The organism is Streptomyces sp. NPDC028289 (assembly GCF_055565975.1).
In genome coordinates, this window is record NZ_JBVHTI010000001.1 from 1,587,396 (window position 1) to 1,600,858 (window position 13,463).

Sequence of the window (13,463 nt, forward strand, 5' to 3'; positions counted from 1 at the left end):
CCCCCTCCTCGCGTTCCAGCCGACCGAGTCGGGTGGGTGGATGAGCGCGGGGGTCCGACCCTTCAGCCGGCCAAGGCCCCCTCCTCGCGTTCCAGCCGACCGAGTCGGGTGGGTGGATGAGCGCGGGGGTCCGACCCTTCAGCCGGCCAAGGCCCCCTCCTCGCGTTCCAGCCGACCGAGTCGGGTGGTGGGTGGGCGAGGGCTTTCGGGGGTCCAGGGGGCGGAGCCCCCTGGTGCGGTGGGACCGTCAGGCCTGGACGATTGGTTCGCGGGTGAAGAGGGCGCCGAGGGCGGGAGCGTTCACCCGGCGGTCCGCCAGGCGGAGGCCTTCCCAGACGGTCACCTGGTTCGCCGTGAGCACCGGCTTGGAGAGGGCCTTCTCCAGCAGGGGCATGTGCGCCGCCGTGTGCAGTGCCGTGTCCGGAAGGAGCACCGCCTCCGCGCCGGAGTCGTCGGCCGCCCGCGCGAGCGTGAGCACCTCCTCCTCCCCCCACGTCCCGACCTCCGCCGCGGTCACGATCCCCGAGGACCGCACGCCGGTCACCTCCAGGCCTCCGGCCCGCAGGAAGTCGGCGAAGAGGGCCGCCACGTCGTCGGGGTAGGTCGCGCCGACCGCCACCCGCCGCACCCCCAGCTCCCGCGCCGCGTGCACGAACGCGAAGGACGTGGACGACGCCGGCATCCCGGCCGCCCGGGCGAGCGCGCGGACCTGCTGCTGGGCGCCCTCCCAGCCGTACACGAAGCTGCCGCTGGTGCACGCCCACACCACCGCGTCCGCACCCGCGAGCCGCACCTCCGCCACCCCGGCGGCCAGCCGTTCCTCGGCCCCCATCTCGCGGAGCGCGTCCACCCGGTGCGCGTCCTCGCCGATGTCGGTGTGGACGACGTCCACCCGGATGTCGCTGCCGAGGAGCTGTTCGATACGGGGGTAGTCGTCCTCCGCGGAGTGCCCCGGATAGAGGAGTCCGAGCGCTGTCATGTCCACCCTTCCTGCTGTTCTTCCGGCAGTACGGGCCACTGACCGGACGCCGCCGATTCGTCCTGGTGACGGACCAGCGCCTGATAAGGGCCCACCGCTCGGGTACCCAGCCTGCGCAGCGCCGCCCACATCGTGACCTGGTTGGCCGACAGGACGGGTATCCGCAGCTCGGCCTCCAGCTGGGGGATGACGTCGTAGGTGGCGAGGTTGGTGCAGGAGATGAACAGGGCGTCGGCGGCCCCGGGCCGTACCGCCTGCCGTGCCATGGCCACCACGTCCCGGTACGGCACCTGCCAGATGTGCCGGGTCAGCCCCATGAACGCGCAGCCGGCGACCCGTACGCCCGCCTCCGCGACGTACTCCTCCAGGACCCGGGTCACCGAGACCGTGTACGGCGTGACCAGCGCCAGCCGCCGTACGCCCAGCTCGGTCAGCGCGTCGAGCAGCGCCCCGGAGGTGGTGAGGGAGGGCACCGCGCCGGAGCGGGTCATCGCCTCGCACATCGCGCGCTCGCCCGCGATGCCGCCGACGAAGCTGCCGGAGGTGCAGGCGTAGGCGACGACCTCGGGCGCGACCGCGGTCAGCGCCCGCACCGCCTCGCCGAGCGTCTCGTGCTCGCTGACCAGCCGGGCCAGGTCGAGGCTGACCTCGACCGGTACGAACGGTGTCCTGGTCAGGTGCAGGGAGACGTCGTCCGGCACCCAGCGCCACAGCTCGCGGTCGAGCGCGAAGTCGAACGGCGCCACGACGCCGACGCCGCGCTGGGGACGAGGTCCGCCCAGAAAGGAGACGTCCATGGGAAGTCACCGGCCTCATGTGGGAGATCGAGGGGCAACGGTCGACGGATACGCCCGTGTTGACGAAGGTAGGTTCGGGTGCCAGCGTGGTCAATCCGCACCTTCGAGACGTTCCGTCCGCCCACGTCAGACGCTGTCGGACACCGGGAGACCGCCCCGAATGACACCGCCCGTGCCCACTCTGCTGGTCCTCGACGCCGACCCGCCCCCGCGGCTGGGCAGGCTCACCGGCCGCGCCCGGATCGTGCACACGGACGCGACGGACCTGGCGGCCCGGCTGCCGGAGGCGGACGTCCTCCTCGTCTGGGACTTCGCCTCGCACGCCGTCCGCGAGGCCTGGCCGGGCGAGGGGCCCCGGCCGCGCTGGGTGCACACGGCGAGCGCGGGTGTCGACCATCTGATGTGCCCGGAGCTGGCCGCGTCCGACACGGTCGTCACCAACGCGCGCGGGATCTTCGACGCGCCCATCGCCGAGTACGTGGCGGCGCTGGTGCTGGCCATCGCCAAGGACCTGCCGCGGACCCTGGACCTCCAGCGGGAGCGGACCTGGCGGCACCGCGAGGCGCGCCGGGTGGCCGGCACGCGCGCGTGCGTGGTCGGCACCGGCCCGATCGGCCGGGCGATCGTCCGCACCCTCAAGGCGCTCGGCATCACCACGGCCCTCGTCGGCCGGGTCCCGCGTACCGGCATCCACGGCCCGGACGACCTGGACCGGCTGATGTCCCGCGCGGACTGGGTGATCGCGGCCGCGCCGCTGACCGAGCAGACGTACGGCATGTTCGACGCGCACCGCTTCGGTGTGATGCAGCCGTCGGCCTGCTTCATCAACGTCGGCCGGGGTCAGCTGGTCGACGAGGAGGCGCTGGTGCGGGCGCTGACCCGGCGCTGGATCGCCGCCGCGGCCCTGGACGTCTTCGCGACCGAGCCGCTGCCCGCCGACAGCCCGCTGTGGGACGTGCCGGGCCTGCTGGTCTCCCCCCACATGAGCGGGGACACGGTCGGCTGGCGGGACGAACTGGGCACCCAGTTCCTGGAGTTGTACGAGCGGTGGGCGGCGGGCAGATCTCTGCTGAACGTGGTCGACAAGAAGCGCGGATACGTGCGCGGTCACTGACCCTCGGGAGGGGCCCATGAAGCTCACCGACCTCACCGCCCGGCAACTCCTCGACGGCTATCGCAAGGGCGAGTTCGGGCCGGTGGAGGCGGTCCGGGCGGTCCTGGACCGGGCGGCGCGGATCGGGCCGGAGGTCAACGCCTTCGTCCGGCTCACCGAGGAGGACGCCCTGGCGCAGGCGAGGGCGTCGCAGGAGCGGTGGCGGCGGGGCGAGCCGACGGGTCTGCTCGACGGCGTCCCGGTGACGGTCAAGGACATCCTCCTCATGCGCGGCCACCCGACCCTGCGCGGCTCGAAGACGATCCCGGAGAAAGGGAGTTGGGACGAGGACGCGCCGTCCGTCGCCCGGCTGCGCGAGCACGGCGCGGTGTTCGTCGGCAAGACCACCACCCCCGAGTTCGGCTGGAAGGGCGTGACCGACTCCCCGCTCTCCGGGATCACCCGCAACCCGTACGACCCCTCGCGCACCGCGGGCGGTTCGAGCGGCGGCAGCGCGGCGGCGGTGGCCCTGGGCGCGGGCCCGCTCTCCCTCGGCACGGACGGCGGCGGCAGCGTGCGCATCCCGGCCGCGTTCTGCGGGATCTTCGGCCTGAAACCGACGTACGGCCGTGTCCCGCTCTACCCCGCGAGCGCCTTCGGCACGCTGTCCCACGTGGGCCCGATGACCCGGGACGCGGCCGACGCGGCGCTGATGCTGGACGTGATCGGGACGCCGGACGCCCGCGACTGGTCGGCCCTCGGTCCGGCGCCGTGCTCCTTCGTGGCGGGGCTGGACGGAGGCGTCCGCGGCCTCCGGGTGGCCTTCTCGCCGACGCTGGGCGGTCAGGTCGCGGTGCGTCCGGAGGTCGCGGCGGCGGTACGGCGGGCGGTGACGGGGCTTACGGAACTCGGGGCGTACGTCGAGGAGACCGACCCGGACTTCAGCGACCCGGTGGAGGCCTTCCACGCGCTGTGGTTCGCCGGTGCCGCCCGGGTGACGCAGCGTCTCTCCCCCGAGCAGCGCACGTCGCTCGACCCGGGGCTGCGGGAGATCTGCGGGACCGGCGCCCGGCTGTCCGCGCTGGACTACCTCGCCGCGGTGGACGTCCGGATGGACCTGGGCCGCCGGATGGGCCGCTTCCACGAGTCGTACGACATCCTCGTCACCCCCACCCTCCCCGTCACGGCGTTCGAGGCGGGCCTGGAGGTGCCCAAGGGCTCGGGCCACCGCCGCTGGACGGGCTGGACCCCCTTCACCTACCCCTTCAACCTGACCCAGCAGCCGGCGGCGACGGTCCCGGTCGGAACGGACACCGACGGACTCCCCGTCGGCCTGCAGATCGTGGCCGCCCGCCACCACGACGACCTGGTCCTGCGCGCGTCCCACGCCCTGTACGAGGCGGGGGTGGCCTCGGCACCGCCGGGCAGCGCCGTTGCGGCCTAGCGCCGTGGCGGCGGAGAAGAAGCACCTCGCAGGAGAAGAGCGAGCAGCACCGCGGGAGACGAGCGAACGGTGCGACGGCCACGGTGGGTTCGGCACCGCCGGACAACGCCGTCGCGGCTCAGCGCCGTCGCGGCGGAAGAGAAGGACCGGCAGCGCCGCGGGCAAGGAGTGACAGCGCCCGGGGAGACCAGCGAGCGGTGCGACGGCCAGGGCGGGTTCGGCACCGCCGGACAACGCCGTCGCGGCTCAGCGCCGTCGCGGCGGAACACCACATGCGGCGGTGCCGCACCGGAGGCAGGGGCTCAGGCGGTCCGGAACTCCAGTCGTTCCCCCGCCGCACCGTTGCGCCACAGGTCGTTGCAGGCGGCGGCGATCTCCGTCAGGCCCTCCGTCACCTGACCCCACACGATCCCCGGTACCCACCCCACATCCCCGTTGAGCAGCAGGTTGTTGCGTTCGTAGAAGAGGGCGAGGTCGACCAGGGTGGTGCCGGGGTGTACCTCGCGGTCGTAGCCGTAGGCCTTCGTGGCCAGTTCCGTGCCGGCGAAGGAGAAGTAGCAGAGGTCGCCGGGGATGGGAGTGACCGTCGGGTTCTCCAGGGGCGGTTCCGTCGGGGCGAACGGCGGGAAAAGGGCGTAGATCTCGTTGCGGGCGTACTTCGCGTGGTAGACGTCGCCGGACAGCGGCAGGGCGTTCCAGACGGCGGCGCAGGTGACGGGCGCGCGGTCGTCCAGGAGCCGGGCTTTGGCGGTGACACCGCGGCTGACCAGCGAGACTTCGATGAATCGTTCGGTCATGCCTTCCATGGTGCATAAGTCGGTTGGGGTCGGGTAGCCGCGCCGCCATGGCTCCACCACTCGGGAACGAATCAGACACATCAGGGTACGAATCCAGACACAGTCGGCGGGCCGTTCTCGCGGGTGCCGCCGCGGTCGGCGCACTCGGCGCGTTCGGCGCCGCAGGCTGTACGCGCGTGGCCGACGCGGCCGGCACCGACGGCGGTGATCTGCTGCAACGGCTGCGCGCCCAGGGTGTCGTACGGCTCGGCATAGCCGGTGAGATCCCCTTCGGGTACATCGACAAGGACGGGCACCTGACCGGTGAGGCGCCGGAGCTGGCCAAGGCGATCTTCAAACGGCTCGGGGTGGACCGGGTCCAGCCGGTGCCGACCGAGTTCGGTTCGCTGATCCCCGGGCTGAACTCGCAGCAGTTCGACGTCGTGGCCGCCGGGATGTACGTCACCCCCGAGCGGTGCGAGCAGGTGATCTTCGCGGATCCGGACTACCAGATGCTCGACTCGTTCGTCGTGCGGAAGGGCAATCCCAAGGGGCTGCACGACTACAAGGACGTCGTCGCGAAGAGGGCCAAGTTCGCCACGGGGACGGGCTACGCCCAGATCCAGCACGCGGTCGAGGCCGGGTACAGGCAGAGCGACATCCTGATCGTGCCGGACCAGGTCGCCGGGCTGAACGCCGTGGAGGCGGGGCGGGTCGACGTGTTCGCCGGGACCGCGGTCACCGTCCGCGACGTCGTCAAGAAGTCCGCCAAGGCCGGGGCGACCAAGCCGTTCACCCCGCTCGTGGGCGGCAAACCGCAGGTCGACGGGGGCGCGTTCGCGTTCCGGTCGGCGGAGACGAGGCTGCGGGACGCCTTCAACGTGGAGCTGCACAAGCTGAAGAAGAGCGGCGAACTGGCGCGGATCCTGCGCCCGTTCGGCTTCACCGAGGCCGAGATGACCGACCTGACGGCGAAGGAGCTGTGCGGGGGAGGGAAGAGCGGATGACCTCGGGACTGTGGGACCTCGTACTCAAGGGGGTCTGGACGACCGTCCAGCTGCTGGTGCTCAGCGGGCTGTTGATGACGGCCGTGGCGCTGGTGGTGGGCGTGGCCCGTACGCACCGGCTCTGGATCGTCCGGTTCCTCGCCGGTCTCTACACCGAGGTGTTCCGCGGCACCTCGGCGCTGGTGATGATCTTCTGGGTGTTCTTCGTGCTGCCGGTCGCCTTCGGCTGGCAGCTGGTGCCGATGTGGGCGGGGACGCTCGCGCTCGGCCTGACGTACGGCGCGTACGGCTCGGAGATCGTGCGCGGGGCGCTCAACGCGGTCGACCCGGCGCAGAAGGAGGGCGGGATCGCGCTCAGCTTCACGCCCTGGCAGCGGCTGCGGCTGATCCTGCTGCCGCAGGCGGTGCCGGAGATGATCCCGTCCTACTGCAACCTGCTCGTGGAGCTGCTCAAGGGCACCGCGCTGGTGTCCATCACCGGCATGGGCGACCTCGCCTTCAGCGGGAACCTGGTGCGGCTGGCGCTGCAGGAGAGCGCCCACATCTACACGTACCTGCTGCTCATCTACTTCGTGATCGCGTTCGTCATCACCCGGCTGATGCGCGGTCTGGAGAAGCGGCTGAAGGCCGGCATCGGCAAGGCGCCGGGGACGGAACGTGAGGCGCGTGCGGTGAAGCGCAGGGAGACGACCGGGGTCGGTGGTGTCGCGTGACGTGGGACTGGAGTGCCGTACGGGAGTTCATGCCGCACTTCTGGGACGGCCTGTGGGTCACCTTGGAGGCGCTGGCGCTCGGTTCGCTGATCTCGTTCTCGCTGGGGCTGGTGTGGACGCTGCTGATGCGGACGCCCACGCGGTGGGTGCGCTGGCCGGTCGGGGTGGTGACCGAGTTCGTGCGCAACACCCCGCTGCTGGTGCAGCTGTTCTTCCTCTTCTACGTGCTGCCCGAGTGGGGGCTGACGTTCTCCGCGCTGACCACCGGGGTCTTCGCGATCGGCCTGCACTACTCGACGTACACCATGCAGGTCTACCGGGCCGGTATCGAGGCGGTGCCGGTCGGGCAGTGGGAGGCCGCCACCGCGCTGAGCCTGCCCACGCGGCGGACCTGGTTCGCGGTCATCCTGCCGCAGGCGGTGCGCCGGGTGGTACCGCCGCTCGGCAACTACGTGATCTCGATGCTCAAGGACACGCCGATCCTGATGTCGATCACCGTCCTGGAGATGCTCGGCCAGGCCCGGCTCTTCTCCCAGCAGCACTTCCAGTTCACCGAGCCGGTGACGGTGATCGGCGTCGCCTTCATCGTCATCTCCTACCTCGCCTCCCTTCTCCTGCGCACCCTGGAGCGTCGCCTTGTCCGTTGACACCAGCAAGCAGCCGAGTACGACCGGTACCGCAGCCACGGAGCTGATCCGCCTGGAGGGGGTGACCAAGCGGTTCGGGGACAACACCGTCCTCGACGGGCTCGACCTCGCCGTGCAGACGGGCCGGCACGTCACCCTGATCGGGCCGTCCGGCTCCGGCAAGACCACGATCCTGCGGCTGCTGATGACCCTGACCAAGCCGGACACCGGCACCATCACCGTCGACGGGCAGCGGCTCTTCCCGGCGTCCGAGAAGGAGCGGCGGGAGGTCCGCAAGCAGATCGGGATGGTGTTCCAGCAGTTCAACCTGTTCCCGAACATGAGCGTGCTGCGCAACGTCACCGAGGCCCCGGTGACCGTGCTCGGCCTGCCCAAGGACGAGGCGGAGGCGCGCGCCCGGGAGCTGCTCGACCTGGTGGGCCTCGCCGACAAGGCCGACGAGCGGCCGACCCGGCTCTCCGGCGGACAGCAGCAGCGGGTGGCGATCGCGCGGGCGCTGGCCATGCGGCCGAAGGTGCTGCTCCTCGACGAGGTGACCTCGGCGCTCGACCCGGAGCTGGTCGCGGGCGTCCTCGACGTGCTCAGGGACATCGCGCGCACCACCGACATCACCATGCTCTGCGTGACCCACGAGATGAACTTCGCGCGGGACATCTCCGACCAGGTCCTGATGTTCGACTCGGGCCGGGTCATCGAGGCGGGCCCGCCGGAGCGGATCTTCAGCGAACCCGAGCACGAGCGGACCCGGGAGTTCCTCAGCGCGGTGCTGTAGATATTTCCACCGCCGGCGCCGTAGAAATTCCCCCGCACCGTGCCATGACTACAGGAAGTGAACGCTCGATCACCCGAGGTCCGGCGGGCCGACCGGGCCATGGTCATTCCGCTGGCATATGCCAGAGGGTCTTTTCCGCAGTTGAGAGCACCGGAATCTCGCCAACACCCCCTCCGTTTCCGGTGCTTGCCCGTTATCGTGGAGAGGATCCGCTGTCCGGATCGCGGCCCAAGCAGTGCTGCCGAAGCAGTATCGCCGAGCGAGCACAGGGGGACCACCGTGGCGCTGATGCACGAGCCGACCGCCCCGTACCACTCCGCCCAGGACGCCCTTCGCGTCCTGGAGACGGTGGCGGGGCACGCCACCGGCGTCACCGACACCGAACTGGCCCGCAGGACCGGCCTCGGCCCCGAGCGGCTGCCCGCGCTGCTGCGGATGCTGCGCCGCGAGGGCTACGTCGAGCAGGTCACCGACGGCGCGTACGTGACCGGCGAGACCCTGCGCCGGCTCGGCTCGGCGCACGAGCGGGAGCAGGCCCTCGGCGAGCAGCTCCAGCAGACCCTCGACCGGCTGCGCGACTCGGTCGGCGCCGCCGTCTACCTCAGCCGTTACGTCGACGGCGAGGTGAAGATCGGCCAGTACGCCGCCGGCCCGACCACCCCCGCGGTCAACGAGTGGGTGGACTTCCGCTCCTCCGCGCACGCCACCGCGATCGGCAAGAGCCTGCTCACCCAGCTCGACCACAACGCCCGCCGCGACCACCTCTCCCGGCACAAGATGGCCCGCCTCACCTCGCGCACCATCACCAGCGACAAACTGCTGCTCTCCCGCCTGGAGGCACAGCCGCCGACGGTCCCCGTCCTGGACCTCCAGGAGTACGCGATCGGCACGGTGTGCGCCGCGGTCCCGATCACCGCCGGCTCGGCCGTGGGCTGCCTCGCCCTCTCCCTCCCGGTCGAGCACGCCCACCGTCTCCGCCAGGCCGCCGACACCCTGAACCGCAGCGCGGCTCCCCTGCTGCTCTCCCTGGCCATCTAGATCACCCCGGCGGTGGTCGGAAGCACCCCGCCGGACCAGGTAGTATTTTCTTCGTCGCCAGCCGGACGAACCAGTCGAGAGACGATTCGAACGGTCGGCGTGGGTCATGCGCCGCTAGCTCAGTTGGTTAGAGCAGCTGACTCTTAATCAGCGGGTCCGGGGTTCGAGTCCCTGGCGGCGCACCATTTGCGATCTGGGCGTTCTCCTCTTCTGGAGAGCGCCCTTGGTCGTTTTCGAGGCCCGCGCCGACGACGGCGAACCCGGAAGTGGTCTACGTTGAGGTCAAGTCCAAGCCGACCCCAAAAGGAAACCACGGTGTTTGGCGACAGCGAAGCGCAGAAGGCAACGCCTCCGGACCCCTTGGCCTCACTGGCGGAGACGGGGACCTCAGTTCGATTCCAGGCGGGCGAAGTCATCCTGCGGGAAGGCGAACCCTCGACGCACGCCGTACTGCTGCGCGAAGGACATGCCAAGGTCGTCACGCACTCCGCCGACGGCACCGAGGTCATTCTGGGGCTGCGAGGCAGCCCCAACATCGTGGGCGAGTTGGCAGCCCTGGACGACCGGCCGCGGTCGGCCACGGTCGTGGCCATGACGGAAGTGCGAGCCGTTGTCGTCACCGCCATCCAACTCGGCGAGTTTCTCGCGACGCACCCGACAGCAGCCGCCAGCGTGCTCCACACAGTGACTGCCAGATTGCGCGAATCCGATCAGCGACGACAGGAGCTGACCACCCAGCCTGTCGCTCAGCGCGTGGTCGCCCGGTTGATCGAGCTGACGGAAGAGATCGGCGTCCCAGGCGATACCGCCGGAACGGTGCGCCTCGACCTGTCCCAGCAAGAGCTGGCGTCCTGGGCCGGAGCATCACGGGAAGCGGTGGTCCAGGTCCTGAACAGACTGCGCCAGCAAGGCGCGGTGTCCACTGCCCGACGACAGATCATCATCGAGGACGTCGACGGCCTCAAGGCAATGGCTACCGAATGACCGAGCCGAATGGTATTTTTACACAGAAGGAGCGTTGAGTAATACCACTCTGGGAGCGTGGCCGCTTGCACCAGCAAGTAAGCCGGATCTTCTTCGGCATCGACATCGCAGGCTTCAACCGCGCCGACCGGTCCGACTGCGTGGGCATCGTCATGCGACGAACGATCTACGACGCGCTCCAGCGCGGCCTCGACAGCGCCGAGATCCCACCGGAGTGCTACGAACTACTGGACCGCGGCGACGGCATCATGACCGTCCTCGGCCCTCCCGCGGACATCGGCGGCCTCATCCGCACCACTGTCCCGACGCTTGCCGCAGCGCTGCATGCGTACAACAAGCTGGCACATCAAGCCCACCGCATCCGACTACGCGCAACCCTGCATTGCGGACAGGTCGTGCGGGACGAACACGGTTACACCGGGAAAGACATCAGTCACGCGTTCCGCCTCCTGGACTCTCCCGAACTGCGTACAGCCCTGGCGGAAAGCAAGGCGGACATGGTCGTGGCGATCTCCGACACGGTTCGACGACTGATGCCACCCGACTCCGCTCGGCGCGCACTCACACCCGTCCTCGTCACCACCAAGGAGAGCTCGGCGCAGGCCTGGTTCACCGAGGTCGCACCCGACCCCGCTCTTTCCCGGTGAGCGCGACATGGACATAACGTCAGCCGCCCGCGCGTTAGCTTTCCCCCTCCGAACGATTCCGGCGATCCTCCTGGTCGTCTTCGCAGGAATCCTGGGCCTGATCGCACTGGTGTGCCGATCCGACCGCCGGGAGTACGCCATGGAACTGACTCACGTATGGATCACCGCCGCCTGTGTGATCGTGACCGGGCAGAAGACGACCATGGGGCGCCGGAACAGTCGGGCCGGTTGACCTGCTTCGACCATCACCAGGTCGATGTCGTTCTCCGGGCACACCGGCATCCGGTCAGCTGCCCAAGTGTCCACGTATGAACGGCCTTTCGGGCGGCCCATCGGCCCCCCGCAATGGACGCCACGCTTCGGCGTCCTCCGGGGTCAGCCTGCGGTACGTCCGCTCCCCCGGCGGCCGCCACCACACGGGGTCGGCACACCGCACCCCTTCCCTCCGCAGGGCCGCCCGCTGGATCTTGTTGGTCGCCGTCACCGGCATCCGGTCCACCACCCGCACGAACCGGGGCGCCATCTTCGTCCCCAGGTCGGGCTGGGCCAGCAGGAACTCGGCGAAGTCCAGCGGGTCGAACCGCCCGGCCACGGTCGCCATCACCTGGTCCCCGGTCACCGGGTCCGGCACCCCGTACACGGCGACGGCCTCCGCACCCTCGTAGCGGGCCACGATGTTCTCGATCACCGCGGCGGCCAGGTTCTCCCCGTCGACCCGGATCCGGTCGTCGGTACGCCCGGCGAAGTACAGATATCCCGCCGCGTCCCGGTAGAAGAGGTCCCCGGTCCAGTACCACCCTCCCCTGCGCCGCTCCGCCTCCGCCGCCGGGTTCCGCCAGTACCCCTCGAACGGATTCGGCGCCCGGTTCACCAACTCCCCTATCGCCGCCTCCCCGTTCAGCAGCCTTCCCCCGGAGTCGAAGACGGCCGGCGGGCATTCCTCCCCCGACTCCTGGTCGAGTACGACGAGCCCCGGCGCCGCCCGCCCCACCGCCCCGGCCGGCGTCCCCGGCGACCACTGGATCGCCGCCCCGCCCTCCGAGGACCCGTACCCCTCGACCAGCCGCACCCCGAACCGCTCCTCGAAGGCCGCCGCGTCCACGGCCCCGGCCTCCGTCCCGAACCCGAGCCGCAGCGGGTTGTCCCGGTCGTCGGCGCGCGGCTCGGTGGCGAGTACGTACTGCACCGCGCGGCCGACATAGGTGAAGTAGGTGGCCCGGTACCGCCGCACGTCCGCCAGGAAGCCCGACGCCGAGAACCGCCGCCGTAACGCCACCCCGGCGCCCGCCACCAGCGCGGGCGCCCAGTCGGCGATCACGGCGTTGCCGTGGAACATCGGCATGCAGACGTAGTGCACGTCGTCGGGCCGGACCCCGAACTGCCCGGCGAGCGACCGCCCGGCCGCCGCGAGCCGCCCCTGCGAGCAGAGGGCGGCCTTCGGGGCGCCGGTGGAGCCGGACGTGAAGTAGAGCAGGATCCGGTCCTCGGGGGCGGCCCGGGAGGCGTCGGGAAAGGCACCGAGGTAAGGGGCGAGAAGAGCGCCGTACTCCGGCTCGTCGGTGACGAGGACGCGGACGCCGGGCAGTTCGAGCCCGGCGAGGAGCGGCAGTCGGGCCCGCTCGGTGACGAGGACGGGGCACTCGGTGTGCAGGATGTCCCGGGCGAGCTCGGGCCCCCGGCGGGTCGGGTTCACCCCGGCGACGGCGGCCCCGGCGAGCGCGGCGGCCCCCAACCAGAGCGCGAACTCGGGGGTGTTGTCGAGGAGGACCCCGACGTGGGGCACGGCCCCGGCAGGCAGCAGTTCCCTGAACAGGGCCGCGCGGGCAGCGGCCCCGCCGGCCACCTCGTGGTGCGTCAGCACCGACTCCTCGAACCACAGCCCCGGCCGGTGGTCCCCCCACCGGGCGGCAACGGCTTCGGCAACGGTGCGCCCATTGGACTCCATGGGGAGGCAGCGTAATTGCCACACCGTCAGATGTGGAGCGCCCCGTAAGGGGCGCGGGGAACTGCGCGACCAGCCCCTACCGGCCCGCAGAGCGCCACACCCCCCAACCCGGCACTCACGGCGCAAAACCGTCCGCCACCGAGAAGAAGAAGTGCGCCACCCCCATGAAGACCAGCGCGAACCCGATGAACACCGCGAAGAACGCCACCGTGCACCCGGTCCCCACCGCCAGCTTCCCCTGCGCGGGCGGCTGCGAGGTCGCCCCCTCGGGGCGCTCCGGCAGGTAGTACACGGTCACGAAATCCCCCTCGACCACGGTCGACCGCCCGCTCGCCTCGTCGAAGCGGACGACCCGCCCCTCGGCCGTCGTGAACTCGTAGACATGGTGCAGCGTGGTCGTCACGGACGTGTCCCCGCCACCGCCGCTGGTCCTCGTGTACGACCGCAGACAGCGCGCCTCGGCGGTACGCCCGTGACGCCACGTCCGGCTGATCTCGCTCGACCGCCGCAGCGTCTTGACCAACCCGAGGACACCGACGACGACGAAGATGCCGGGAAGGATGTAGAAGAACGCTTCCATCAGGCCCATGAGAGTCCCCCGCCTCCGAACACCGGTCCGAC

14 protein-coding genes and 1 tRNA gene are annotated in these 13,463 nt (G+C 70.8%); 10 read left to right on the forward strand and 5 right to left on the reverse strand.

The features are described from left to right. Nucleotides 1–247: 247 nt before the first annotated feature. Nucleotides 248–979, reverse strand: coding sequence for a maleate cis-trans isomerase family protein (locus ACZ4UV_RS06990; protein ID WP_467836177.1), 732 nt, complete (start codon nucleotides 977–979; stop codon nucleotides 248–250). Then, nucleotides 976–1,776, reverse strand: a complete 801-nt coding sequence (locus ACZ4UV_RS06995; protein ID WP_451021293.1) for a maleate cis-trans isomerase family protein — start codon at nucleotides 1,774–1,776, stop codon at nucleotides 976–978. The genes ACZ4UV_RS06990 and ACZ4UV_RS06995 overlap by 4 nt, the downstream gene beginning before the upstream one ends. Before the next feature lie 160 nt (nucleotides 1,777–1,936). On the opposite strand from ACZ4UV_RS06995, the gene ACZ4UV_RS07000 reads away from it, so the two are divergent. Both ACZ4UV_RS07000 and ACZ4UV_RS07005 read left to right on the forward strand, forming a co-directional pair. Beyond that, nucleotides 1,937–2,890: a D-2-hydroxyacid dehydrogenase gene (locus ACZ4UV_RS07000; RefSeq protein WP_451021292.1), complete on the forward strand. Its 954-nt coding sequence runs from the start codon at nucleotides 1,937–1,939 to the stop codon at nucleotides 2,888–2,890. Nucleotides 2,891–2,906: 16 nt separating this feature from the next. Next, complete coding sequence (locus ACZ4UV_RS07005) at nucleotides 2,907–4,313, forward strand: amidase (protein ID WP_451021291.1); 1,407 nt, start codon at nucleotides 2,907–2,909, stop codon at nucleotides 4,311–4,313. Between the two features lie 302 nt (nucleotides 4,314–4,615). Here ACZ4UV_RS07005 and ACZ4UV_RS07010 read toward each other — a convergent pair whose 3' ends face one another. Further along, nucleotides 4,616–5,110 carry a DUF3830 family protein gene (locus ACZ4UV_RS07010; RefSeq protein WP_390042777.1) on the reverse strand — a complete coding sequence of 165 codons (495 nt, stop codon included), beginning with the start codon at nucleotides 5,108–5,110 and terminating at the stop codon, nucleotides 4,616–4,618. 47 nt (nucleotides 5,111–5,157) lie between these two features. Between ACZ4UV_RS07010 and ehuB the strand changes: the two genes are divergently transcribed. From ehuB to ACZ4UV_RS07050, 8 genes are all read left to right on the forward strand, one after another. Continuing rightward, nucleotides 5,158–6,096, forward strand: coding sequence for an ectoine/hydroxyectoine ABC transporter substrate-binding protein EhuB (ehuB, locus tag ACZ4UV_RS07015; RefSeq protein ID WP_390042775.1), 939 nt, complete (start codon nucleotides 5,158–5,160; stop codon nucleotides 6,094–6,096). After that, a complete protein-coding gene (gene ehuC / locus ACZ4UV_RS07020; RefSeq protein ID WP_451021290.1) occupies nucleotides 6,093–6,809 on the forward strand; it encodes an ectoine/hydroxyectoine ABC transporter permease subunit EhuC in 717 nt (238 codons plus the stop codon). Before ehuB ends, ehuC begins: the two co-directional genes overlap by 4 nt. Further along, nucleotides 6,806–7,456: an ectoine/hydroxyectoine ABC transporter permease subunit EhuD gene (gene ehuD, locus ACZ4UV_RS07025; RefSeq protein ID WP_351496855.1), complete on the forward strand. Its 651-nt coding sequence runs from the start codon at nucleotides 6,806–6,808 to the stop codon at nucleotides 7,454–7,456. Before ehuC ends, ehuD begins: the two co-directional genes overlap by 4 nt. After that, nucleotides 7,446–8,228: an ectoine/hydroxyectoine ABC transporter ATP-binding protein EhuA gene (gene ehuA, locus ACZ4UV_RS07030; RefSeq protein ID WP_390042771.1), complete on the forward strand. Its 783-nt coding sequence runs from the start codon at nucleotides 7,446–7,448 to the stop codon at nucleotides 8,226–8,228. Before ehuD ends, ehuA begins: the two co-directional genes overlap by 11 nt. Nucleotides 8,229–8,507: 279 nt before the next feature. After that, nucleotides 8,508–9,266: an IclR family transcriptional regulator gene (locus ACZ4UV_RS07035; RefSeq protein ID WP_451021288.1), complete on the forward strand. Its 759-nt coding sequence runs from the start codon at nucleotides 8,508–8,510 to the stop codon at nucleotides 9,264–9,266. Nucleotides 9,267–9,374: 108 nt separating this feature from the next. Then, nucleotides 9,375–9,451 (forward strand) — tRNA-Lys (locus tag ACZ4UV_RS07040). A 130-nt stretch (nucleotides 9,452–9,581) separates the two neighbouring features. Then, the gene (locus ACZ4UV_RS07045) at nucleotides 9,582–10,250 is read left to right on the forward strand and encodes a Crp/Fnr family transcriptional regulator (RefSeq protein ID WP_451021287.1); all 669 of its coding nucleotides are present in this window, start codon (nucleotides 9,582–9,584) and stop codon (nucleotides 10,248–10,250) included. Nucleotides 10,251–10,315: 65 nt separating this feature from the next. Then, nucleotides 10,316–10,897 carry a hypothetical protein gene (locus ACZ4UV_RS07050; RefSeq protein WP_451021286.1) on the forward strand — a complete coding sequence of 194 codons (582 nt, stop codon included), beginning with the start codon at nucleotides 10,316–10,318 and terminating at the stop codon, nucleotides 10,895–10,897. A gap of 286 nt (nucleotides 10,898–11,183) precedes the next feature. Here ACZ4UV_RS07050 and ACZ4UV_RS07055 read toward each other — a convergent pair whose 3' ends face one another. Continuing rightward, entirely contained in the window at nucleotides 11,184–12,842 is a 1,659-nt protein-coding gene (locus ACZ4UV_RS07055; protein WP_467836192.1) for a long-chain-fatty-acid--CoA ligase, read from the reverse strand. 115 nt (nucleotides 12,843–12,957) lie between these two features. After that, nucleotides 12,958–13,431, reverse strand: coding sequence for a DUF3592 domain-containing protein (locus ACZ4UV_RS07060; protein WP_467836194.1), 474 nt, complete (start codon nucleotides 13,429–13,431; stop codon nucleotides 12,958–12,960). Between the last annotated feature and the right edge of the window lie 32 nt (nucleotides 13,432–13,463).